Raw genomic sequence first — 24,931 nt, 5'->3', positions numbered from 1 at the left:
ATGGGAATCTCGGTTTTTAAAAAGGAGAATCAGACTATTGAAATTGGGCAATCCTTGATCCACCAGGTATTTGAAGAAAAAGCTAAGCAATATCCAAATCGTATCGCTGTGGTATTCGAGAATCAGCAAATGACGTACGAGGAGCTCAATAAAAGGTCGAATCAACTCGCTCATCGGCTAAGATCCCTCGGCGTTGGGCCCAACAAACTGGTGGGAATCTGTGTCGACAGATCACTCGAAATAATGGTTGGGGTTTTAGGAGTATTAAAAGCTGGTGGAACCTATGTACCTCTAGACTATCGGTTTCCAAAGGATCGTCTGTTGTATATGATGGAAAATTCGAATCTTTCGGTGTTGTTGACAAAGCAAACACTCGTCTCTAATCTACCAGCGTTGGCGGTTAAGAAGATTTGTTTAGATGTTTTCGAAGAATACGATCGAGAGAGTACCGAAAACCCAACCAATATTACAAAAAATGAGGATTTGGCATATGTAATTTATACATCTGGCTCTACGGGTAGACCAAAGGGTGTAATGGTGGAACATAGAAATTTAATGCACTATGTTAGCTCCATTATCCCAGCGTTGAAATTGGAAGAAGGCATGAATTTTGCTACTGTTTCTACATTGGCTGCAGACTTGGGGAACACCTCCATCTTTCCTTCGTTATGTCTTGGTGGCACTTTACATATTTTGTCGATGGAACGGATAACAGATTCGCATGCATTAGCGGAATACTTAAGTCGAAACCCAGTCGATTGTTTGAAAATTGTCCCTTCGCATTTGTCCGCATTGCTAGGCACAAATCCTGAAATGGTACTTCCGAAAAAAAGGCTTGTTTTTGGAGGAGAAGCCCTTCACTGGGATTTAGTCGATCTGATCCAAAATTCCTCACCTGAATTGTTGATTTTTAATCATTATGGTCCGACCGAAACCACTGTAGGAGTTATGACTTATCATATCGAGAAGGGGAAAGAACGACATGGTGTTACCGTTCCCTTGGGGACTCCAATCCAGAATGTTGAGACGTATGTATTGGATGAGAACTTGCAAATGGTGCCTGATGGAGAACCAGGGGAGCTGTACATAGGTGGAGCAGGGGTCGCCAGGGGTTACTTATTTAACGAAGAGCTGACGCAAGAACGTTTTATACAAAATCCATTTTCCAACGATCCATTCGATCGTCTATACAAAACAGGTGATAGGGTGAGGAAGTTACCGGATCATACTTTGGAATTTCTTGGCCGACTGGATTTTCAAATCAAAATCCGAGGCTTCCGCATTGAGCCCGTTGAAGTGGAGGCCGTTCTTGTACAACATCCCTATGTGAGAGAAGCTGCTGTGTTAGCTCATACAAATCCAAATGATGAAGTGCAATTAGTAGCATATTTGGTCGGTGATTCCAATGATCTTAAATCGCTTTCCGAAATTCGTGGGTATTTGAAAGAAAACTTACCGGAGTATATGATTCCGACTTCGTTTGTATGGCTGGACTCAATGCCGTTAACGGTAAACGGAAAAATTGATCGGCAAGCTTTGCCTGAACCTGATTTTTCGGCCGTACCGATACTGGATATTTATGAAGCTCCACGAACACCAATCGAAGTGAAATTAGCAAATATTTGGGGAGAGGTTCTCAACCTTAGTCAAATTGGAAGAGATCATGATTTTTTTGAGTTGGGTGGTCACTCATTACTGTTGGCGAGAATTGCTTCCCGAATTCGCGATACATTCCATGTTGAGTTACCCGTTCGTGCGTTCTTCGACTTTCCTACCGTGGCCGGTATGGCTGAATGGATCGAGAATATGCTCCAAAAAAATCAGGAGAAGACGGATAGTACCATTGTTTCTGTTACAAGAGAAAAAAATACACCTCAATCGTTTGCACAAAAACGAATGTGGCTGCTAAACCAGTTTACGGAAGGGACAGCTGCGTACAATATTCATCTTCCTCTTCGTATCACAGGTTTTCTAAATATCGAAGTAGTTGAGAAAAGTTTACAGGAGATTGTAAATAGACATGAGATTTTACGAACAGTATTTGCCGAAGAAAAAGGCGATTTGGTTCAAGTCGTTTTGAATGACCAAAAGGTTTCTCTTCATATAATTGATTTATCGAACGAACCGGAAGAAGAGCGGGAAGAGTTATTGAATCGTTATTTGATTCAAGATGCGCAATACAATTTTTCGCTAATGGAAGGTCCTCTCTTCCGAACAGTGCTTTACAAGCTTTCTTCCAATGAATTCGTTTTGATGTTCATAATGCATCACATCATTTCTGATGGTTGGTCGTGGAATGTACTTATGAAGGAGTGGATCCAATATTACGACCATTTCTTGAATGGGACTCCACTCTCACTGCAAAAGTTACCAATCCAATACACCGACTATTCCATATGGCAACATCGATGGATGCAAAGCGAATGGAAGAATGATCAACTCAATTATTGGAAAGAGAAGCTGAGCGGCACACTTCCTGTGTTAAATTTGCCTACGGACAGACCGAGACCATCCATCCAGAGCTACCGGGGGTCGGTTCGGAAGATGAAAATACCAACTGAAATCTGCCAGGGGCTAAATGAGTTGAGTCAATCCAGGGGATCGACACTTTATATGACATTGTTGGCTGCGTTTAATGCACTGTTGTACCGCTACTCAGCACAAGAAGACATTATCATAGGTACACCCGTGGCCAATCGGAACCGAACCGAGATTGAACATCTGATCGGAATGTTCGTTAATACTCTTGCGTTGCGTAATGATCTGTCAGGCAATCCAACTTTCCTGGAATTGCTGTCCAGAGTACGCGAGACCGTCATTCAAGCATTTGAGAATCAAGATATTCCTTTTGAAAAAATTGTAGAGGAACTGTTGCAAGACCGTCATTTGAGTTATTCTCCGATCTTCCAGGTAATGTTCGCTTATGAAAACTCACGAATGAAGCATTCGGAAATGCCACAATGTAGCATCCGAAGAATTGATCTGCATAACGGCACAGCCATGTTCGATCTTACTATGACCATTATAGATGAGGGTCAAGAATTGCTGGCCGAATTAGAGTACAATACTGATTTGTTTTACGAAGACACAATTTGTAGGATGCTCAATCATTATATTGTACTGCTGAAAGGAGTGGTTGAAGATCCCTCACAACGTCTCTTATCATTACCGCTTCTTACAGAAAATGAACGACAAACAATGTTAGTCGAATGGAATAACACATATCGGGAAGTGCCAAAGAATAAGGGCGTTCATCATCTGTTTGAAGAACAAGTGAACAAATCGCCTGACTCCACTGCAGTGGTTATCGGCGAAGTGCGAGTAACTTATCATGAGCTCAACGAAAGAGCAAACCAGCTTGCTCATTATTTACGCAAGATTGGTGTTGGTTCGAAATGTTTTGTTGGGGTAAGCTTCGATAAATCTCCGGAGTTAATTATTACGCTATTAGGAGTATTGAAAGCCGGTGCGGCCTATGTACCTATTGATCCGTCTCTTCCGAAAGAGCGTATGTTGTATATGGTGGAAGATGCGGAAATTTCATTGTTGATCACCCATGGTTATTATGAACACTTGTTTACCGACTTATCAGTTAAAGTACTTCCTATTGACAAGTATTGGGAAGACATTTCTCGCGAAAGCAGAGAAAATCTCGATTGTGTGATTGAAGTGGAACATACTGCATACTTGATTTATACGTCGGGTTCCACGGGTAAGCCTAAAGGTGTTTTAGTGCCGCATCAGTCGCTTGTAAATCATAATTTATCTATTATCAGAGAATTTTGTTTAACCATAGAAGACAAAGTGCTTCAGTTCGCCTCCATCTCTTTCGATGTGTCGGCAGAGGAAATTTTCCCAACACTATTAAGTGGGGGGGCTTTGGTATTAAGTAATGTTCGAATCCCCACCTATCTTGAATTGCTTACTTTGATCGAGAAAGAACAATTAACAGTACTGAATCTGCCTACAGCTTATTGGAGCGACTGGGTAAACTCGATGTTTATAAGTGAGAGTCGAGTCCCTTCATGTGTTCGCTTAATGGTAGTGGGCGGAGAAAAAGTTTCCTTGGAACGTTACAAGATGTGGAAGAAGATCTCCGGAAACGGTGTAGTTTTTAAACATGCTTACGGACTTACCGAAACGACAATTACCTCGACGATTTTTACATTGGAAGAAGAAGTAGAAGAAAAACTGACGGTTATTCCGATTGGACGCCCAATCGCGAATACTAAACTGTATGTGCTCGATCAAGCAATGAATCCTGTGCCGATAGGAATGCCGGGGGAACTTTACATTGCTGGCGACTGTTTAGCGACAGGATATCATCGGAAGCATGAATTAACCGAATCAAGATTTGTACCGGACCCGTTTGAATCCAAACCAGGTGCCAAAATGTACAAGACGGGGGATCTTGTTCGTTATCTGCCTGACGGTAACGTCGATTTTCTGGGGCGCTTGGATCACCAAGTAAAAATTCGGGGGTTTCGTGTTGAATTAGGTGAAATAGAAGAAATTCTTTCCCAATATCCAAGCGTTCAAAAAGCCATTGTAACTGTTCAGGAGGTCGATGGGATCAAGAATCTCGTAGCATATGTCTTAGTGGGAGACACCAATCAACCTTTGAATGAGACGTTGCGCAACTATATGAAAGAAAAAGTACCAGAATACATGGTTCCCTCCTTTTTCGTGAAGATTGACAAGATACCTTTGAATTCTTCCGGAAAGGTTGATATGAGTCAGTTGCCCTCGGTGAAGCTGGATGAAATTGATCGGGAGGCAGACCGAATTTCACCTCGGAATGAACTGGAATTCAAAATTTCGGAAATATGGTCTGAAGTACTTGGTTTGAATCAAGAGGCGATCAGCATTTATGATAACTTTTTTGCAATTGGCGGACATTCCCTTAGAGCTGTACAAGTAATTTCCCGAATTCGTGAGAGATTCGGTATAGAAATGTCATTGGTTGATCTTTTCCGCAGTCCTACTGTCGCCGATCTGGCAAGTGTATTGCAAGGTGGCAAAATGAACGAGAATAAGAGTACCTTATCTACAGTCCAGAATCAAAAATGGCTAGGGGAAGCTTTGGCATCGCCCTCACAAGAAGGATTGTGGTTTTTTCAGCAATTACAACCATCCTCAACCGCTTATCATATGTCTTCTATTCTTAAGTTTTATGGAAACTTAAATCGAAGGGCATTAGAACACAGTTTGTCTGAAATCGTTCGCCGCCATGACATCTTAAGAACTACGTTTGTAAATAAAGAAGAACGCCTCATTCAAGTCATTGCGAGTCCTGATTTATTCTCGGTTAATTTCATCGATTTGCAGGACGTAACTGAGAAAGAGCGAGCAGATATCGCAAAGCAAAAAGTGACACAATTAGGTTTCGAACCGTTTGATCTAGAAAACGGGCCATTGTTCAGGGCGACATTACTCCAATTGAGTAAAGAGGAATATTGGCTTTCTCTTAATGCCCACCACATCATATTTGACGGATGGTCGTGGGGAATTCTCTATAAGGAGTTTGAAACTCTCTATCAATCCTTTGTAAGCGGAAACTCTTCACCGTTATCCGATTTGAAGATTCAATACAGTGATTATACTTTATGGCAGCGAGATCTGCTTCAATCGGAGGGGGAATTGCACCTTGAGTATTGGCGGAAGCAATTAGATGGAGCACCAGCGTTCGTCGATTTACCTGCCGACTACCCGCGTCCAGCTGTACAAACTTTCCGAGGGGCAAGGTACAAGTTTAAGCTATCTTCCCATCTTTCCAAGACACTTCGTGAGATGAGCAAGCGGGAAGGTACCACCTTGTATATGACATTGCTAGCCGGTTTCAAAGCTCTTGTTGCACGTTTGACGGGAGAAGAAGATATTGTGGTCGGTTCACCCGTAGCCAATCGTCCCCAAGTGGAAATGGAAAAATTAATCGGCTTCTTTGTCAATTCGTTGGTGTTGCGGACACGCGTGGACCGGAATCTATCATTTAGCGAACTTTTGCAACATGTGAAAGAAACTACGATTAACGCCTTTGAACATCAAGCGGTACCGTTCGAATTGCTTGTCAAAGAATTGAAAGTGGATCGCGATCTCAGTCGAAATCCGTTTTTTCAAATCTATTTCAACATGCTAAATGTGCCTCCAATTCGTTTTCAAATCGGAGATCTTAACATTGAGCAAATTGAGCAGACCGAGGTGGTTTCAAAATTTGATTTGACTTTATATGTGGATGATTCCGGTGAAGAAATTTGTTTTGATTTGGTTTACAATAGGGACCTGTTCCATCCAAACAGAATGGAAGAATTTTCAAATCAACTGGTAGTATTGTATGAGCAGGTAGCGGAGAATGCGGAAATAAAGTTGCATGCGTTGTCTCTGGTGACTGAACAAACCAGAAAAATCCTTCCTAACCCGCTTGCTCCGCTGCCGGTGCAGGATTTTGATATGGTTCATTCTCGTCTAGCAAAAATAGCAGAGTTGTATCCAGAGCGGATTGCGATTCAGGATTCACTAGGAAGCTGGACGTATCATGAATTGCATCAAAAAAGCAATCAGCTAGCAAACTATTTAATTGCACAGGGAGTTAAAACGGGAGACGTTATTGCTGTTTATGCGGTAAGGAACGCTGCTTTGGTCTTGGCGTTGATGGGCATCTACAAATCCGGTGCTGCCTTCGTTTTGCTCGACTCCTCTTATCCAACCCAACGTTTGGTGGATATGGTACGGGCTGCGAACATTGTCGGTTTGATTTACATCAATGAAGCTGGCAACATGGCCGAGCCATTAGAAGACTTGTTCAAATTAGGATTTAGGGTCACCCTTACCGCAAAGAAAGATGAAATTAATGATGAGCCGTTCTCAAAATGTTCCTACAATGATCCCGGTATTCCGATCGGCCTGGATGATACTGCTTATATCGCGTTTACATCGGGTACTACCGGAAAACCAAAAGGTATCGTAGGAACGCACCGTCCGATCGTACATTTCCTTGATTGGCATACCAAAACTTTCATGTTGACAGAAAAAGACCGCATTTCCATGCTGTCAGGCTTAGCGCATGATCCCCTCCTTCGTGATGTATTCACTCCTTTTTATGTGGGCGGGGTACTATGCATTCCTGATCAACGATTGATGGAAAGCTCAGCAAACTTGTGTGATTGGATGAAGCGTGCAGGAATAACCGTTGCTCATCTGACGCCAGCAATGGGACAACTCATGTTGACAGCTGCTCAGCCGGGTGATTTGACCAAGTTGCGCTATGCTTTCTTCAGCGGTGACGTTCTTACAAAAGAAGACACCAAAAAGTTCTGCATAGTAGCGCCGCAGGTTACTTGTGTGAACTTTTACGGAGCTACTGAAACGCCGCAAGCAATGGGATTCGGAGTGGATCTAGGATATGACGAACAGGACATCCATGCTTCGACTCGCTTGAAAACGCGGATTCCTTTGGACAGAGGAATAGACGGGGTTGATATCCTGATTCTTACAGTAACAAATCAATTGGCAGGCATTGGGGAACTAGGAGAAATTCATATCCGGACACCGTATTTGTCTAAGGGTTATCTCCATGATCAACGGCATACTCAGTCGAAGTTCATTCCTAATCCTTATACGGGCAAACTCGATGACCTCATGTATAAAACAGGGGATTTAGGACGCTACCTGCCTGATGGTCGCATTGAAATCTTGGGTAGGGTTGACAGACAGGTTAAAATCCGTGGATTCCGCATTGAGCTGGATGAAATTGAAGCGGTTATCAGCAGACACCCCGATGTGCTTGATACGGTAGTCGTGGTGAAAGAAATGTCTGAAGAAGACAAGCTGCTGATCGCTTATGTGGTGGCTCCGGACGTTGAAGACCTTGAATCCGCTATGCGGGATCATCTCCGAGCATATTTGCCTGCTTACATGATTCCGTCGATCTTTATTGCCTTGGAGGCTTTACCGTTAACCCCGAACGGTAAAATTGACTGGAAACGCTTGCCTTCATTCGATACCATTCAGGCAAATTACGTTTCGGTTGCTTCTGAGCCGCTTACCCCGACAGAAGAGTGTCTGGTCGAGGTATGGAAAGAGGTATTAGGTATTACCGATGTTTCCAAGAGTATAAATTTCTTTACTCTTGGAGGCCACTCGCTGAAGGCAATGAAAGTCCTTAGCCGGCTTCGTGAATTGTTCGGTATCGAAGTGCCCCTTCGTGCGTTCTTTGAGAATCCGACCATAGAACATCTTGCCCAGGTTATTGATCAGATGAAGGCAGAGCGGACGGATTCAAATGAGATTAGTGAAATTATGGAGGAATTAATACAGTTGTCCAGTTTCGATGAAGAATCACTGGAAGAGTTACTGGACTACCTGAAAAACTATGAAGATGAGGAATAATCCCTACAAGTAAAAAGTCGGGAGGACTTACAGCGATGAAATTTAGCATGTTTTTCTTCTCAGCAGATGGTACGACGGACAGTAAGGACAAGTACACTATGATGAAAGAGTGTGCACGCTTTGCAGATCAGCATGCATTGACGGCTATTTGGACCCCCGAGCGTCATTTCGACGCTTTCGGGGGCCTATACCCCAATCCATCCGTGACTAGTGCGGCTTTGGCTATGATTACAGAAAGAATTAAAATTCGAGCGGGTAGCATTGTTCTACCTCTGCAGGACCCATTACGTGTCGCGGAGGAGTGGGCTGTCGTCGATAATCTGTCAGGCGGAAGGGTCGAGGTTGCATTTGCATCGGGATGGCATGTCAATGACTTTGTCTTAAATCCAGCCGAATATGAAAATCGCAGACAGCAAATGTTCGAAAAAATTGAAATCGTAAAGGAACTTTGGGGAGGGCAACCGGTTTACCGTATCAATGGAGAAGGAAAAGAAGTTCCCATTTACGTTTATCCAAGACCGTTGCAAAAAACGTTACCGGTTTGGATTACATGTCAGTCCGACGAGACATTTGTAAAGTGTGGCGAAATGGGAGCAAATGTCCTTACCAACTTTAGTGGGAAACGAGTGGAGGATTTAGCCAGAAAAATTCGTCTGTATCGTCGGGCGATGATTCGTGGAGGTCATGATCCCGTAACAGGGCAAGTGGCGTTAATGATGCATACCTTTGTGGGTAAAGATGAGCAGACGGTACGCGAAAAAGTCAAAAAAGCTTATGGAAGCTATTTATTACACAACCTTGAGTTACAAAGAAAGCACGCTGAAGAAGAGACCTTATCGGAGGACGAAAAAGAAAGCCTAATTTCACATGCTGTCGACCGGCTGTTTCAAACGAACGGATTAGTTGGTACCCCTAGCTCATGTGTTAAGATCGTAGAGCGGTTTAAGGAAATAGGAGTAACAGAAATTGCGTGTTTGGTTGATTTTGGGATAGAGGTGGATGAGGTGCTTGAAAGCTTGCCTCTTCTGAATCAGGTCATAGAAAACTTTGCAAAAGAGACTGAAGTTACTTGGGTATAGGAGGAAATCTTTATGAGTGATTTGCTCAATCGTCTAAAACGTTTGCCGAAGGAAAAACGAGCACATTTGCTGAAACATTTGCGATCTGACGTGGAGAAAAATCATTTGCAAAAACCAGAATTGGTAAGACGCGAACGGGGGGACTACGTCGTTGCCTCCTATCAACAGGAGCAGTTGTGGTTTATTGACCAATTTTCCTCTGGGGGGCGAGCACGTAACAACGTTGCTTCAATCTTTTTTATCAACCAAGCTTTGAACGTCCAAGTTCTGAATCGAGCCCTGCAAGAAATCGTGCAACGGCATGAATCCTTGAGAACTCGTTTTAAAAACGTAAATGGACTGGTCAATCAAGAGATTGTTCCCCATATTATAGTGAATCTGCCGGTCATGGATCTACGAGGTGTACCTGCAGAGAGAAGGGAACAGGAATTGGAACGGATCTCCAAAGAGGAGTCTGCCAAACCGTTTGATTTGGAGAACGGTCCGGTTTTCCGCTATCTCCTGTTCCATTTGCAGGAGAATGAGTATGCTTTGCTTTGGGTTGCCCATCACATTGTGTGGGATCCCGGTTCCCTTGACGTTTTTAAGAGAGAACTTTTAGCTTTGTATGATGCTTTTCTAAAGGGAGAGCCATCACCTTTGGAAGATTTGGCGATCCAATATGCAGACTTCGCGATATGGCAGAAGGAAGTGTTGCAGGGAAAACGGCTCCAATCCCTCAAAGATTTTTGGAAAGAGCAGTTAAAAGGATTGGAAGTCACCGAAATACCTACTGACTATCCACGTCCGAAGCAAGTCAGCTACGAAGGAGCACGTGTTTATCATCCGGTCAACAGCGATTTGCTTCCACGAATCAAAGAATTGTCCCGTAGACAAGGAACAACGCTGTATATGACACTGCTCGCTGCCTTTAAGGTTTTGTTACATCATTATACTGGCAGTGATGATATCGTCGTAGGTACACCTGGAGAAAATCGCCCTCATCCTGATTTGGAAAAGTTAATCGGGTTCTTTGTCAACATGCTAGTTTTGCGTACCAACCTTAATGGAGATATTACGTTTATCGAGTTATTGAACCGTGTCCGTGAGACCGCGTTAGAAGCCTTTACTCATCAGGATCTGCCATTCGAAAAAGTGGTGGAAACTGTAAATCCGGTTCGGGACTCGAGCCGTCATCCGTTGTTTCAGATCGAATTTACTCTTCAATCTTTAGAGAGCAAAACTGATAAAAAGGAAGATGGACTCGTTTTAAGTCACAAATTAATCCATGATAGTGGTTCTCGCTTTGATTTGAGTTTTATCGTTCAAGAAAATCCCAACAATCTTGTGTTTATCGTAGAGTATAACACCAAGTTGTTTAAAGAAATAACGATCCAGCGTTTGATGATCGGGCTAGAGCGGGTTTTGGAACGCGTCGTCGATCAACCGGAGCAACGTATTTCAGAGATTTCGCCTCTGAGTCAAGTTGATTTGAAGCTGCTTATGGAAGAATGGGGAAAAGGACCGGAGCGTCCTATCCCACAAATCACGTTACATAAAGCGTTTGAGGATCAGGTGAGAAAAACCCCCTATAATACAGCGATCAGTTTTGAGGACACGCGGATTTCCTATAAGGATTTAAAAGTCCGTGTCAACAAGTTAGCTCATTATCTCATTAATAAAGGAGTAATGCCGCAAGATAGGGTTGGTATCTGCGTAGAACGTTCAATTGAAATGGTTGTGGCTATCCTTGCTACGTTAAAAGTAGGTGGAACTTATATTCCAATGGAGCCGACCTATCCACAGGAGCGGATTAACTTTATCTTGTCGGATGCAGGAGCCAAGTTTGTGATAACCCAGGATCATCTTAGGGAACGGTTCCCATCCTGCCATCTGGTTATAGTTCAGAACGAATCCGAAGAATTTTCAAATCAGCCCTCGGCAGATCTTCCTGAAACAGTTGATCCGACTTCCCTTGCCTATATCATTTATACTTCCGGCAGTACGGGAAAACCTAAGGGGGTCATGATTGAGCATCGCTCCGTGATTAACTTTATCCTTGCCATATCGGAAGCCTATGGGATCACTTCTCAGGACCGTATCCTTCAATTCGCTTCCATCGGATTTGATGTATCAGTATTTGATATTTTCACCGCACTGTTGACTGGAGCTGAACTTTGTATCGCCAACGATCTTGAGAAAAAATCGCCGGATCATTTGAAGGCTATGATGAATGCTAAAGGCGTTACGGTCGCGGAGTTGCCTCCTGCCTTATTGCCTATGTTAGATCCGGACAAGCTACAGACAATTCGGCTTGTATCAGTTGGTGGTGAAGCATTCTCTGGTGACCTTGTGAATGAATGGGCCACACCGACACGCCGTTTTATGAATGGATACGGCCCGACAGAAACAACTGTTGCGGTAGTCCTCATGGATTGCCAGGGAAAATGGGAAACCTCACCGCCAATTGGCAGACCATTGGCCAATCATCAGGTTTTTGTTCTGAACAATAGTTTGAAACCAGTACCAGTAGGAGTCGCTGGAGAATTGTATATCACCGGGGTAGGGTTGGCACGGGGTTACGTAAATCGACCAGACTTAACGGAAGAAGTGTTTATCCGAAACCCATTCAGCGATGAACCGGAATCCCGTCTCTATAAAACCGGGGACCTTGTAAGATGGAATATAGAAGGTCAGTTGGAGTTTCTAGGAAGAACGGATCGCCAAATCAAGATTCGTGGGTTCCGTGTGGAGTTGGGAGAAATTGAATCTGTATTGGTGGAGCACCCTGATATTTTGCAAGCCGTTATTGAAGTGCATGATGACAAACAACGTGGCCGGCAGTTGGTTGCCTATATCGTGATGAAGGATGGGAGAACACCTGAGTTGCCAAAGATTCGCGAATACCTATTGGAACGACTGCCGACATATATGGTACCATCTCGAATTATGACAATTCCGTCAATTCCGTTAACGTCTAACGGCAAGATCGATAGGCGAGCATTGCCTTCCCCGGATGATATGGTACCCCTAACACAAGACGACATCCAATTGCCAACCAACGAAATAGAAGAACGTGTTGCAAAGGATGTTTTCCAAGTATTACTTGGAATTAATCAGGTAAACATTCATGGCAACTTCTTTGATTTGGGTGGGAACTCCCTGCAGGCGATTCAAGTGGTGTCACGGATCCGAGAAATTTTTGGAGTAGATATTAGTTTGGTAGAATTCTTCCAGTCTCCGACTATAGCGAATGTGGCCAACTTGGTAATGAAATACCAAGAACAGCAAACGGCAGCCCGCATGAAGATAATGGAAACGCTGGATCAAATCGAAGCTCTTTCCGAAGAGGATGCGGAGCTCTATATTCAAAAATTGCAGGAAACTGGAGGTGTTCTCAATTGATTGAACTCGACTCCCGGATTCATGCTTTGTCGGATCGGAAAAAAAAATTGCTGGAGATACTACTCGCATCCCAAGGAACTTCCTTGGGATCTATAACCTCTATTCGTGCTCGTACCGAACCAAAGAATCAAGAGGTGGCAACTGCGGCACAAATTCGTGTATGGAAACTCCATCATGAGGACCCAAATCAAACCGTCGGAAACATACCGTTTGCGTATCGCTTGAAAGGAAGGCTAAATGTTCCAGCTCTTATTAAAAGTATTGAAATGATAGTCCAGAGGCATGAATCGTTGAGGACGACGTTTCATTTGGAAGAGGGTCAGCTTTATCAAGTCATTCTCGGAGCCGATGAGTTTCAGGCGTCTTTGGTAGATTTGCGGGAGATGTCAACTGAAAAACAGGAGGAAATTGTTAACCAGGAGAGGATTAAGGAAGCAAAATCACCATTTGATTTATCCAGGATGTTACCAATTCGGGTTAAGATCATTCAACTTGGAGAACAAGATAACATTCTTTTGCTAAACTTCCATCATATTGTTTTTGATGGATGGTCTATGGGAATATTTTTCCGCGAATTGGCGGCTTTCTATAACGCTTACAGCATGGGGACAGAGTATTCTCCATCGCTTCCGCCGTTGCAGTACGCCGATTATGCCGCATGGGAAAAACAACAAAAATTTGAAAAGGAACGAGCATATTGGAGAAATATATTTCATGATTTACTGACCGAACCAAAAATCACATCGCCTTTTAACCGTCCAAGAAAAGGCGAATTTCGGTATGGTCGAGTTCCGTTCACAATTAAAAAAATGTTGTTAGAGAAGGTGAAGATTTTCAGCGGGCGGGAAAAGGTTACCCTGTACATGACGCTGTTAACAGCCTTTGCTGCCGTACTGAGCAAATTTACCGGGAAAACAGACATTGTAATAGGAACACCTGTCGCTGGCCGTACTCGCAAAGAGATTGAGGATTTGATTGGCATGTTCGCCAATATCTCCGTTTTGCGGTTAAATTGGAAGGGATCGGTCAGTTTCCATGACTTGCTTGATATAGTTCGCCAAGTATCAGCCGAAGCTTTTGCACACCAAGAACTACCGATTGAACAATTAATTGATTCGTTGGGGCTATCTGTCTCACCGAATTGTCCACCTCTATTTCCTTTCTTGTTCGCATTGCAAAATGCACCTAGCGGTGGTAATGAAGATTTAATCGGTATCGATATAACAACAATCCGTGATAAAGATGACTTACATATTCGACCTATATTGGAATTTTACAGTATGCCCAATAACGCAAAATTGGATCTCAGTTTGGTTATGAGTGAAAGAGAATATGGATTGGTTGGACTTTTCGAGTTCAACCAGACCGTTCTAGATTTTGACACAGTATCGCAATTTTCTCATCAATTTATCGCACAGCTTAAACAAATAACGGAAGATCTCTGAGTCGGATAGTTAATCTTTTAGGTGATTGATCATGCAAACATATCGAGTTAAAAGCCATGATGGAACCGCACTTCACGTTGTGGAGGCCGGCAACCGAAACGGAATCCCTATATTATTCATTCATGGATTCTGCCAAAGCCATCTGGCTTGGAGAAAACAGTTTCATTCGGATCTGTTACATGATTTTCGCTTGGTTTCATACGATCTACGTGGACATGGTTTCTCAGACAAGCCTAGAAACATGTACGATAGCACGGATGTATGGGCAGATGATGTGAGATCCATCATTCAAGTTTTGCAATTGGATCATCCAGTCTTATGTGGATGGTCGTACGGGACTCGAATCATCGGGGATTATTTACAAAAGTATGGAGAAGAGGAGATAAGAGGATTTCATTTTGTAGCATCCGTTCCAGGAAAAGATGTAGTAGGTGAGACTTGGACAAAGATCCATTCCAAAATGATGTCAGAAGATGCAGAGGAGATCATCCAAGCGAATACAATGTTGCTTGATGCGATGATCCATGAACCGATGCAACCGGAGGAGTATTTTTTGTTTCAGGGATTTCAATCGTTGGTTCCTCCGCATGTTCGCAAAGCCATCCTTTCAAGGAAACCACTTGAAAATCCTGAATTGGTCAAGATAACCAAACCGGTTGTTATTACTCACGGTTTGGAGGATAAATTGTCTCTTCCTAAAACCGCTGAACTGGGAAAAAAACGATATCCTGATGCCAAACTATCACTATTCCCTCAAGTTGGTCACGCACCTTTTTGGGAAAATACAGAGAGATTTAATCAAGAGATACGAGACTTGTTGCGTTCACTATAATCTGGGATCAGGAAGGTGGAAAAACTGTGAATTTTGCATTTGCAGAAGAACAGGAGCGTTTTCGAGGTGTAATAAAAAATTTTTTCCAGTCAGATGAGGTCCAGCAAGTTTTGAAAGAAATTAAAGAAACGGGAGAGGAAGTAGATCCCCGCAAGCTTTACAGGATAATGGGGGAACAAGGGTTCCTCGCCGTTAATTGGCCCATCGAGTATGGCGGACAAGGGAAAACCATGGTGGAGTCAGCTATTGTTGCTGAAGAAATGTCTCGCAATGGGATTCCTGAGTCGCTCCATGTCATCTCAATTCAAATTGTGGGAATGTTACTTTTAAAAGTAGCAACCGAGAAACAAAAACAATTACTGTTGCCACCTATGGCAAAAGGGGAAGCATATGCTTGTGTTCTTTACACGGAACCGTCGGCTGGGTCTGATTTAGGCGGACTGAAAACAAGGGCCGAACTTGATCAAGATGGCTATTACAGGATTTATGGCGAGAAAGTTTATAATATGAAGACGCATTTGTGTGATTATGGCCTGTGCGCGGCGAGGACCACCACGAGAGGAACTAAATATGACGGAATTACCCTCTTTATGGTTCCACTCAAAAGCGAAGGCGTTAGCCTCACGAAAATAGACAGCTTGGCTGACGAATCCTTTTATAAGGTGACACTGAATGGAGTTCGTGTCAGTCCTGAAATGATTATTGGCGAAGTTGACAACGGTTGGCCCGTCATTAATAAAATGCTGGCGATCGAGCGGACCGGGCTCGACTACTATATCCGAGCAGAACGATGGTACCATATGATTTTGCAAAATGCTTATCAAAATGGACTTGTGAGAAGCGATAGCGTATTAATTGAATTGGCGAAGCTTGGGAGTAAATTGGATGCGGCTCGTTTTCTTACATACAAATCAATAGAACAAATGGAAGATAGAGGACATGTCGATGAATCTCTTGCGGCTATCTCCAAGTGGTATTGCAGTGAACTTGCGTGTGAAATTATCTGGAAGGGCTTGGAGGTAAGAGGAATAGGTGCCTGTTTGGGGGACAGTCATGGTTATCCTGAAGTTTATGGCAGCCTTGAAGCTGCTTACAGAGAGGCACCAGGTTTAACCATATCGGCAGGAACTTCGGAAATGATGCTTGAAACACTTACAAAAATAAAATTGACACCCAATAAATAACATTAATATTGGAGGTAAAATAATGAGATTGGAAGCAGATCCGATTTTACAGGAGTTACAAATGAAAATCTCCAATACTTTGAAGCGCTCTGCCAACGTATCATTTGAACAGGTTTGGTCTGAACTGGTTGATCTGGGAATACCGGCTTACAGTGTTCCGGTTTCGGCAGATGGATATGATTTGGGCATGCTTGTCAACGTAATGGTATGCGAAGAGCTGGGTAAGGTCCTATTTAACCATTTATTTATAGATACGATGATTGCTGTAGATAGTATATCCCTATCCCACGATGGGAAACAAAAAGATTTTCATTGGGAGAAGCTTAGGAAAATTGCCCACGGGAAATTATTAATTGGTACAGTTGAAAGGCTAGGAAGAATTAATAGCGTTGGTTCCAGTTGTCTGATGAGGTCGGCTGGTGGTTGGACAATCAACGGATCGCTTGGTTTCACAACAACTTGCAAAAAAATGATCCAGGAACTGATCCTTCCACTTGAGTATGAAGGTGCTAATATGCTGGTAATTATCCCTGTTGGGGAAGAAATCAAATTTGTTCCTTACAAAAGCATTACAGGTAATAGTATATACGAAGTCATTTGTGAGGACTTAAATTTTAGTGATTCAAATATTGTTGTTTATAACCAAAACGCTAACCAAGAAATTCATAATCGTGTGATGGCTCGGTTCAAAATCCGTCAAGCCTCGTACCTTTCCGGGATTACCGAGGGTGCCCTTCGGGAAACAGTTAAATATACTTCATCGAGGAAGCAGTTTGGTCAAAGTGTAATTGAAAATCAAAGTGTGGGGTTTCGGTTGGCTTCCTTACATGGACGATTAGAAGCAGCAAAACTGAAAATTCAATACGCAGCTTGGCTTGAAGACGAACGAGTTTCTTCTTTACAACATGCTACAGAAGCCTTGGCCATGATAAGCGAATTGGCTTTAGAGACGACAAGAGAGGGTGTACATTTACACGGATCATTTGGATTAACATTAGATGCCCCCATTCAAAATTATTACAAGATTGCAGCGATAGAAGCTGTTCGTTTGGGAATACCATTAGATTTATGGCATGAGGCTGGAACATTAAGAATCAATAAATTTAAGGAATCCAATCAAATACAATTTTTGGAATACTTTACCCCGGCATATTGATAACGGGTGAAATGTTAAGTGAGAAAGCAAGAGAAGTTTTAACATAGCATAAGCTTCTCTTGCTTCAATAAATCAAGGGAAAGGTGCAGTTTGAAGGGGGTACCATGAAACAGATAAAACTATTTACAATTCCATATGCAGGTGGGTCAAGCGTAGTGTTTCAGGAGTGGAAAAAATATTTTGATAATGAAATTGAACTCATCCCCATCGAGTTAGCAGGAAGAGGCAAACGGTTTAATAACCCATTATACAATACATTGGAAGAAGCAGTTGATGACGTATTAAAACAAATTCAATCATGTTTAGTTCCCGGTGACGACTATGCCTTGTTTGGACACAGTATGGGGGGGCTAATCGTCTTCGAAATATGCTATAAGCTTAAAGAGATCGGAATGGATGATCCTTTGCACGTCTTTTTTTCGGGCATATCTGCTCCTCATAAGAAAATGGACACACTGGATTACAAATATTTGCTTCCGGACGATGAATTCCTTATGTTTTTGGAAGATTTAGGGGGAACCCCTAAGGAATGTTTGGAAAATGATGCTCTGATGGAAATTTTTATTCCGATAATTAAAGCTGACTACAAATTAGTTGAAACGTACAAGTTTAATAAAAAAATTCCGTTAAACTATGATATTTCCGTAATCTACGGTAATCGAGATGATATGCAGGTAGGTGATATTGAGGAGTGGAAGATTCATACGACAAAGCAATGCCGTTTTTTTGAATTTGACGGCGGGCACTTTTTTATCCAACCCTTTAAAAGGGAAGTGATACAAGTTATCAAAAATGTTTTACACAAACAAAGGGATTGGAAGTAAGCAAAACCAAAAGGTTCTACTCATTTTCATTGTTGAATACTTGAAAAGAGTATACGTCGATTTGACTTTTGGTTTAGATGTCTCAAGAGAGGTTAAATCACACATGATGGAAATCTATGCTTTACAAGTTCCAAACGAGGTGGATACTAAACTGTTTTTGAGGCTCTTGTCGTGTGTTTCAATGGAGAAACGGGAACGAATAAAGCGATTTTTAAGAATAGAAGATTCCCTACGAACGCTTTTTGCCGACCTTTTAATCCGATCTATCATTTCGGACAAATACGGAATACCAAATAAGGAAATTACGTTTATTTACAATTCGTATGGTAAACCGTTCTTGGAATGGGATCGTGATTTTGCATTCAATGTTTCACACTCAGGAAAATGGGTCGTTGCGATAGTTGGAAACCGACAGTTGGTGGGTATAGATATCGAAGAAATCCTCCCAATGGAGATGGAGCTTGCAAAGAACTTCTTTTCTCTCGATGATTACATATGCTTAATGAAAAAAAGGGAAAAGGAAAGACTGGAATACTTTTACGAACAGTGGACATTAAAAGAAAGTTATGTCAAAGCTATTGGTAGAGGCTTGTCCGTTGCGTTTGACTCGTTTGTTATCAGTCGAGAGGGAGAGGAAGGACGGTTTACGATCCATCAGAACCATTGTCTCCAATCTTTTTTCTTTCGACAGTACGAAATTGACCCGGCATATAAACTTTCAGCTTGTTCCACGACAGACGCATTTCCAGATACCATTAACATTTGTGAAGATTCTACACTTTACCGTAAATTTAACAATGTTTAAGCAAAGGGAGAAAGGGGTTCTCCCTTTGCTTTTTTCACTTTTTACAGTTTACGTGAACACAATTGATACTGAATACACCTTCACAGAGAAAGGGGGAATGCTCGGCGGGGGGGACTATTTTTTTGCCTACTTAGGTATGATGGTGGCTGGAGGGGACTGCCCATGTGCGGACGTTTTACGTTGGTCACCGCCCCGGAAAAACCGATGAGCCGATTTCAACTACAGGAGTTCCCGTTTGATCTGAAGCCGTGGTTCAATATCGCCCTTGGCCAGCCGATCCCGGCCATTCTTGCTGACTGCGGGCACCGCAGAATTGTTTTTGGCAAGTAAGAAATGTAGCAAATGGCAATTAAAAATGTACCACTTGCCAACCCCTAAATTATTTACCGTGTAATAGCGATTCTTTGTATCGATGGCTTTCGCCATTGAAGACGATCAAATGAGAGTGATGAATCAAGCGATCAATAACTGCCTCTGTTAAAATTGGATCACCAAATATATGATTCCATTGGCCAAACTGTAGATTGGTCGTGATAATAATACTTTTTCTTTCGTAGCACATGGAGATAATCTGAAATAGCAGTTCTGCACCTTGTTTATGCAGAGGAATATACCCCAGTTCGTCGAGTATTAACAGATCTAGCTTCTCAATATGGTTAAAGAATCGGCTCAACGAGCCAGTCTCGTGAGCTTCTAGCAGCCGATTGACTAATCCAGCGACAGTAAAGAACTTTATCTTTTTCCCTTGCTGCTGAATGGCATTTAAGCCAATCAGAGTGGATAAGTACGTTTTCCCCGTTCCCACACCGCCATAAAAGATCAGATTTTCTTTCTCCTCTATAAATCCACCATGAAGGATATGATCCTGCGTGAGACCTTGTCCCATCTGAATATGACCCCATTCAAATGGCTTTCCTGTTATTCTTGGCAAGGAAGATTGTTTAAAGAGCAGATTGATTTTCCGTACTTCTCGTTGTTGTATCTCGTTTTCTAGTATTTTGAGTAAGTACTCTTCATTTGTAGTAGCTTCAACCTCATGGAAATGTTGCCGAACCCAACTCAACTTGAGACGCTTTGAATATTCTTTTATCAATGCATCCACTAGTGATGACCTCCCGTTCCCTTAAAAAATTCATTGTAATGGGCTAATCCTCTAGTGGCTGTTGGAACGGCAGGAACAAAACCTTTCGGTTGGATGGTATCCCTTTGTCCACGGCCATTCATGAGTTGATAATAGATCTGCTTAATAGAATCAACGGCTGGGTGACCATTCTCAGAGGCAAGCTGCAAAGCTTGCGTGGGTATTTTCATATCATCGTTTTTTAAAATGACGGATAGTAGCTGGAGAGCTTCTTGCTTCTCTGGGACCGTGCAATTCGAGAGATAGACTTGCCATTCGATTGGCAATTGTTCATAAAAACTTGTGTATTTAATAGCAGTTGGCCGTTTTGCCATCAATATCAAATATGGCTGCCAAATCACTGATTTTGGCTCTTTGCCATACAGCCTGGGATGCTGTACGATCAGCTCATATTCTTCAGTTAAAATATCGACTCGGTCAAATGAGATCTTTGCCAAAACCATACATTTGGCAAAACGGGGAGACGTTGAGTAGAGTTTATTTTCGACTCGGATATATCCGTATTTATCCGCTTTTACTCGTTCATATCGGATACAATCAAACTCTTTGGCAGGTAATTGAAGAAGGTGTTCCTTGTCTGCCAAATATAGTTCGGAAAGCATGGTTTCTTTCACATAATGAGGTCTCTCCCGATCTTTCTCGGCTTTTTTCCAAAGGGTTTCGTTTAGCTGATCAAGATTGTGTATCTGCAACTCAGGAAGCAGGAAGTTGTTGCGAACGTACTTGACCATCGCCTCTACGTGCCCTTTTTCATTGCCACTACCGGGATTGCAAAACTCGTATTCAAAGTCATAATGAAAAACGAAGTTTTGAAATTCCTCCGTCAGTTCACGCTGACCATTTGGCATGATCTTTTTCACCGCTGGTGATAAATTATCAAATCGAATGACCTTTGGAACTCCACCTATATAGTGAAAGATACGCTTTAATCCCTCCAGAAAGCATTCTCGATTCTGAGACTGGAAAACTTGAAAGTAGAACGTGTTGCTATAAGGAAACGAGAGAACGAGGAATGGCAAGGTAACACTTTCTCCCTGATATTTGAATGGTGCTTCTCCAAAATCAACTTGAGCTGATCCAGGTCTCGTTTCCAATGGCAATGCCGCAGCATCACTTGTCTCCGCTAACTGGTGCTTACGTTGGGAAACATATTGTCTGACAGAGCGAGATGATCCTGTAAATTGGTATTCCTCCACTAATTGCGTGAACAAGCGTTGTGCTGTTCTTCGGAACTTCTTTTTCTTGTTCAAGTCCTCTTTGATCCATTGATCAAGAATAGGTTTAACGGGCTCCATGACTCTAGCTTTTCGAATTTGCTTGGGCTTTTCTTGTAGATTGAAATCATCCATTTCTGCATACTTCTGAACCGTCCTTGAATCACGATTCATTTGTTTGGCAATCTTGCTATAAGCTCGCCCTTTTTTGTTTGCCTCATGCCTGATATAATTAATTTCTGCCACTGCTAACATCTCCTAACTTTATACCTCCCGTCGTCTGTAATGCCCAACAGGAGTGTATTTTGATAAGGGGATGTTGGCAAGTGGTTTTTTAATTTATGCAGCCCCTACGGGTCTGCATAAATTAACTGCCATAACCTACATTTTTAGTCTGCCATAAACACCGCAGAATCGGCCAATTGCGCTGGGGCTTGGTTCCATCATGGGCACAGGACGAGAAGATCGGCTACAAGATGATCAACGCCCGCGCCGAAAAGCTGCAGGAGAAGCCAGCATTTCGTCGACTGTTTGAACGTAAACGCTGCATGATCCCGGCCGACGGCTTCTACGAGTGGAAGCAGATGGACAGAGGGAAACAGCCGATGAGGATTTCGATGCGGGACGGAGAACCCTTTGCCTTCGCTGCCTGTTTGACACCTGGATGGCCCCCGATGGCCGGAAGCTTCACACCTGCACGATCATTACCACCCGGCCCAATGAGGTCGTCGCTGACATCCACGACCGGATGCCGGTGATTCTACGGCGGGAGGATGAAGACCTATGGCTCGACCGGGAGAAATTTGATCCCGACTTGTTACAGTTGCTGCTCGTTCCATTTGACCCCGGACAGATGCGAGTGTATCCAGTATCAACGATTGTTGGAAACCCGAAAAATGATTTCCCTGAATGCATTGAGGAGATTGCTTGGCAGTAGCCACAACCTCCTGTCTATTCGTCTAAGATTGAATCGCGTGCGAGTAATGAATCAAGCTCTTCTCGACCGAGGAGGGCTTTCATGTTAATGCAAAACAGCTAGGAAAGTATCAAGATGCTCCATATATTTTTCGGAAGGCTGGTACTCGTCTTTTTCCCATCCTAATATCATCCGCGGGCTCAATCCAAGAATTTCTCCAAATTCTCTTTTGTTATATCCATGATACAGACGAGCCTTTTTGATCCGCTGGCCTAGTGTATGTTCCGGAAGGTTTTCGAAACAACCGAGGTAAGCGATTGACACCCCCAATGCCTCAGACAACTTTCTGAGGTTAGGCGGGCTTACTGTTGTCTTGTTCTGTTCGGCCAGACGAAGAGACACGACACTAAGACCGGTTGCAGCAGCAAGATCGACAAGCAACATGTTTTTCTCTAAACGTGCACGTCTGATGCGCCCTCCAGGGGTATCATCTTCCGGCAATGTAGGAGACATCGACGTTTCCTTGTGAATCGAAATTTCTAGGTTGTTATCTTCACGCTTGTCCGTGCGGCTTCTACGGCTCAAAAGACCAGCGTGAATGCACGTGCACACCGCAGCAAATTTACAGATATCGCGCCAAGCTCTCCGGCCCTTTGCTCGATCGTATCGATCTTCACCTAGAAGTGCCAAGAGTCCCGGTACAGTTGCTGAACGAAAGGAACGCAGCTGAAAGCTCCGCTGAAATTCGCCTTCGAGTAGAAGCAGCCAGAGCGATCCAGAGCAAGAGGTTTGCAAATCGCCCTGCAGCACCGTTCAATAGCGCAATGAATGGAGAAGAACTGCGTCGTTACTGCAAACTGGACAAGGAGGGACAGGAGCTGCTCCAGATGGCTTTCGACACGCTGGGGCTGAGCGCCCGAGCCTACGACAGGATCGTAAAACTGGCCCGGACAATAGCGGATTTGGCGGGAGCGGTAGATATTGGGTCCGCGCACGTGGCGGAAGCAATCCGCTACAGGGCGCTAGATCGCAATATCGCTGTTTGAACGAGAGTTTTGCGGATGGGAAAGCATCATTGATTTCTCCTGCGATATAAAAATAACCCTCTTCAGATGAAGAGGGTCGAGGGAAAGAAACGGACTGCAAACTCGTACAAAAAGCTGCATTCTCGTCCGGCCCCAATATTTACTGGCCGATGATAATGCGTTCCTTTGGATAGTGATACGTAATAATGCGATCGTCTTTTTTGAGGAAGAGCAACAGGTTGATGATCCCGATCCGGCCGATGACCATCATGACAATCAATATCATTTTTCCGGCACCGCTCAGCTCGGGGGTGATTCCCATAGACAGTCCTGTCGTTCCAAAGGCGGAACACACCTCAAACAGAACCTGCGGAAGCGGGAGCTGCTCAATCCACATCAGCGACACAACCGCTGCGATGACAAGTATGACGGCAACGAAGAAGACGATGAACGAACGAATGATGTCTTCTTCGACCAGTTCCCGGCGGAAGACCTTTACGTCTTTATGGCCTCTCATATATGCGACCACTGTAGCGACGAGAACAAAGAAGGTGGTCGTCCGAATCCCGCCCCCTACACTGCTTGGAGAAGCCCCGATAAACATCAGGCCAGCCAGGACTACTATCGTAGGGGTGGAAAGGAGGCTGCTATCCATTGTGGATAGCCCGGCACTTCTCGTTGTCACCGACTGAAACAAGGAGTAAAACAGTGATTCATGCCAGCTCTTTCCTTGCAAGAAGAAGTCCTTTTCAAACAGGAAAAAGAGCAATGTCCCAACAACAATCAAAGAAAAAAAAGTAACAGTCGTAATTTTTGTAAATAGAGAAAAGGCAAATCGTTGCCCTACTCGTCGATGGGCAAAGTAGTTTCTCAGCTCGATCAGAACGGGAAAGCCAACAGCACCACAGATGATCAGGCCCATTGTGATGGATTGCAGGATATAGTCGTGGGAAAAGTCCTGCAGGGAGTTTCCGTAGATGTCAAAACCTGCATTGGTAAAAGCGCTGACGGCGGCAAAAAATCCGTAGTAGTAAGCCTCGTACCAATCTTGGTGATAGCCTGCGATCAGGAAATAGCTGCCGAGCAAAATGGTCCCTACAAGCTCGATTACTACGGCGAGTACGATGATGTTGCGCATCAATTCAACCAGGCCGGCCAAGGTTGGGCGATTGTGGTCGGTTGCGATCCACTTGCGGTACTCCAAGCCAATTCGTTGCCCCAGCATCATCCAAAAAAAGGTTCCCAATGTCATAATCCCGATTCCGCCAACTTGAAAGAGCAGCGTAAGCAGAATAATCCCCTTTTGATTAAAGACCTCATGAATCGTAATTACGTTCAGTCCGGTTACGCTAATGGCGCTGGCTGCAGTAAACATGGCATCGATGAAGGAGAGCCTCACACCTGGAAGGTGGAAAAACGGCAGCCATAGCAAAATAGAAGCTACCAGCACACTGCATAAGTACAAAAATACGATGATTTGAACGGAACTAAATCTTTTTTTGTTATAGGTGAGTGTCAAAAAAAACTGCCTCCTGACCATG

15 protein-coding genes and 2 pseudogenes are annotated in these 24,931 nt (G+C 43.4%); 13 read left to right on the top strand and 4 right to left on the bottom strand.

Annotated features, from left to right (window positions below; genetic code table 11):
- The 10 genes from NST96_RS16225 to NST96_RS16180 all read left to right on the top strand — a co-directional run bounded on the left by NST96_RS16225 (position 1) and on the right by NST96_RS16180 (position 19,424).
- Positions 1–8,385: an amino acid adenylation domain-containing protein gene (locus tag NST96_RS16225; protein ID WP_342404182.1), complete on the top strand. Its 8,385-nt coding sequence runs from the start codon at positions 1–3 to the stop codon at positions 8,383–8,385.
- Positions 8,386–8,420: 35 nt separating this feature from the next.
- Entirely contained in the window at positions 8,421–9,464 is a 1,044-nt protein-coding gene (locus NST96_RS16220; protein WP_342404181.1) for a MupA/Atu3671 family FMN-dependent luciferase-like monooxygenase, read from the top strand.
- Between the two features lie 12 nt (positions 9,465–9,476).
- Positions 9,477–12,848 (top strand): amino acid adenylation domain-containing protein, encoded by a 3,372-nt coding sequence (locus tag NST96_RS16215; protein WP_342404180.1) that lies wholly within the window; start codon positions 9,477–9,479, stop codon positions 12,846–12,848.
- A complete protein-coding gene (locus tag NST96_RS16210; RefSeq protein ID WP_342404179.1) occupies positions 12,845–14,293 on the top strand; it encodes a condensation domain-containing protein in 1,449 nt (482 codons plus the stop codon). The genes NST96_RS16215 and NST96_RS16210 overlap by 4 nt, the downstream gene beginning before the upstream one ends.
- 31 nt (positions 14,294–14,324) lie before the next feature.
- Positions 14,325–15,125, top strand: coding sequence for an alpha/beta hydrolase (locus tag NST96_RS16205; RefSeq protein ID WP_327927457.1), 801 nt, complete (start codon positions 14,325–14,327; stop codon positions 15,123–15,125).
- A 26-nt stretch (positions 15,126–15,151) separates the two neighbouring features.
- Positions 15,152–16,309 carry an acyl-CoA dehydrogenase family protein gene (locus NST96_RS16200; RefSeq protein WP_327927459.1) on the top strand — a complete coding sequence of 386 codons (1,158 nt, stop codon included), beginning with the start codon at positions 15,152–15,154 and terminating at the stop codon, positions 16,307–16,309.
- Positions 16,310–16,331: 22 nt separating this feature from the next.
- Positions 16,332–17,465, top strand: coding sequence for an acyl-CoA dehydrogenase family protein (locus NST96_RS16195; protein WP_327970269.1), 1,134 nt, complete (start codon positions 16,332–16,334; stop codon positions 17,463–17,465).
- A gap of 104 nt (positions 17,466–17,569) precedes the next feature.
- Positions 17,570–18,289, top strand: coding sequence for a thioesterase domain-containing protein (locus tag NST96_RS16190; protein WP_327927517.1), 720 nt, complete (start codon positions 17,570–17,572; stop codon positions 18,287–18,289).
- A 103-nt stretch (positions 18,290–18,392) separates the two neighbouring features.
- Positions 18,393–19,094 carry a 4'-phosphopantetheinyl transferase superfamily protein gene (locus tag NST96_RS16185; RefSeq protein WP_327927516.1) on the top strand — a complete coding sequence of 234 codons (702 nt, stop codon included), beginning with the start codon at positions 18,393–18,395 and terminating at the stop codon, positions 19,092–19,094.
- A 162-nt stretch (positions 19,095–19,256) separates the two neighbouring features.
- Positions 19,257–19,424 carry a hypothetical protein gene (locus tag NST96_RS16180; RefSeq protein WP_342404178.1) on the top strand — a complete coding sequence of 56 codons (168 nt, stop codon included), beginning with the start codon at positions 19,257–19,259 and terminating at the stop codon, positions 19,422–19,424.
- 49 nt (positions 19,425–19,473) lie between these two features.
- Here NST96_RS16180 and istB read toward each other — a convergent pair whose 3' ends face one another.
- Together istB and istA are read right to left on the bottom strand one after the other, a co-directional pair.
- Positions 19,474–20,196: an IS21-like element helper ATPase IstB gene (istB, locus tag NST96_RS16175; RefSeq protein ID WP_342404177.1), complete on the bottom strand. Its 723-nt coding sequence runs from the start codon at positions 20,194–20,196 to the stop codon at positions 19,474–19,476.
- The gene (gene istA, locus NST96_RS16170) at positions 20,196–21,704 is read right to left on the bottom strand and encodes an IS21 family transposase (protein ID WP_024985313.1); all 1,509 of its coding nucleotides are present in this window, start codon (positions 21,702–21,704) and stop codon (positions 20,196–20,198) included. Before istA ends, istB begins: the two co-directional genes overlap by 1 nt.
- Before the next feature lie 152 nt (positions 21,705–21,856).
- Between istA and NST96_RS16165 the strand changes: the two are divergent.
- Positions 21,857–22,386: pseudogene (locus tag NST96_RS16165) on the top strand (SOS response-associated peptidase); the annotation flags it as partial.
- Positions 22,387–22,470: 84 nt separating this feature from the next.
- Here the strand turns inward: NST96_RS16165 and NST96_RS16160 are convergent.
- A complete protein-coding gene (locus tag NST96_RS16160) occupies positions 22,471–22,878 on the bottom strand; it encodes a helix-turn-helix transcriptional regulator (protein WP_310764534.1) in 408 nt (135 codons plus the stop codon).
- Positions 22,879–22,937: 59 nt separating this feature from the next.
- On the opposite strand from NST96_RS16160, the pseudogene NST96_RS16155 reads away from it, so the two are divergent.
- Positions 22,938–23,006, top strand: a pseudogene (locus NST96_RS16155) (hypothetical protein); the annotation flags it as partial.
- Between the two features lie 63 nt (positions 23,007–23,069).
- Entirely contained in the window at positions 23,070–23,411 is a 342-nt protein-coding gene (locus tag NST96_RS16150; protein WP_003385919.1) for a hypothetical protein, read from the top strand.
- Positions 23,412–23,550: 139 nt separating this feature from the next.
- Here NST96_RS16150 and NST96_RS16145 read toward each other — a convergent pair whose 3' ends face one another.
- Positions 23,551–24,930: a TrkH family potassium uptake protein gene (locus NST96_RS16145; RefSeq protein ID WP_051567323.1), complete on the bottom strand. Its 1,380-nt coding sequence runs from the start codon at positions 24,928–24,930 to the stop codon at positions 23,551–23,553.
- Between the last annotated feature and the right edge of the window lies 1 nt (position 24,931).

It is taken from the genome of Brevibacillus sp. FSL K6-2834 (assembly GCF_038592925.1).
In the GTDB taxonomy this organism is placed as follows: Bacteria; Bacillota; Bacilli; order Brevibacillales; family Brevibacillaceae; genus Brevibacillus; species Brevibacillus borstelensis.
This window is presented reverse-complemented; position numbering and strand designations above follow the sequence as displayed.

Bases quoted from the DNA above. Each gene is read 5' to 3' on its own strand.
- NST96_RS16225 (WP_342404182.1), top strand. From the start codon at position 1: ATGGGAATCTCGGTTTTTAAAAAGGAGAATCAGACTATTGAAATTGGG.
- NST96_RS16220 (WP_342404181.1), top strand. From the start codon at position 8,421: ATGAAATTTAGCATGTTTTTCTTCTCAGCAGATGGTACGACGGACAGT.
- NST96_RS16215 (WP_342404180.1), top strand. From the start codon at position 9,477: ATGAGTGATTTGCTCAATCGTCTAAAACGTTTGCCGAAGGAAAAACGA.
- NST96_RS16205 (WP_327927457.1), top strand. From the start codon at position 14,325: ATGCAAACATATCGAGTTAAAAGCCATGATGGAACCGCACTTCACGTT.
- NST96_RS16195 (WP_327970269.1), top strand. From the start codon at position 16,332: ATGAGATTGGAAGCAGATCCGATTTTACAGGAGTTACAAATGAAAATC.
- NST96_RS16190 (WP_327927517.1), top strand. From the start codon at position 17,570: ATGAAACAGATAAAACTATTTACAATTCCATATGCAGGTGGGTCAAGC.
- NST96_RS16185 (WP_327927516.1), top strand. From the start codon at position 18,393: ATGATGGAAATCTATGCTTTACAAGTTCCAAACGAGGTGGATACTAAA.
- NST96_RS16180 (WP_342404178.1), top strand. From the start codon at position 19,257: ATGTGCGGACGTTTTACGTTGGTCACCGCCCCGGAAAAACCGATGAGC.
- istA (WP_024985313.1), bottom strand. From the start codon at position 21,704: ATGTTAGCAGTGGCAGAAATTAATTATATCAGGCATGAGGCAAACAAA.
- NST96_RS16160 (WP_310764534.1), bottom strand. From the start codon at position 22,878: ATGTCTCCTACATTGCCGGAAGATGATACCCCTGGAGGGCGCATCAGA.
- NST96_RS16145 (WP_051567323.1), bottom strand. From the start codon at position 24,930: ATGGTCAGGAGGCAGTTTTTTTTGACACTCACCTATAACAAAAAAAGA.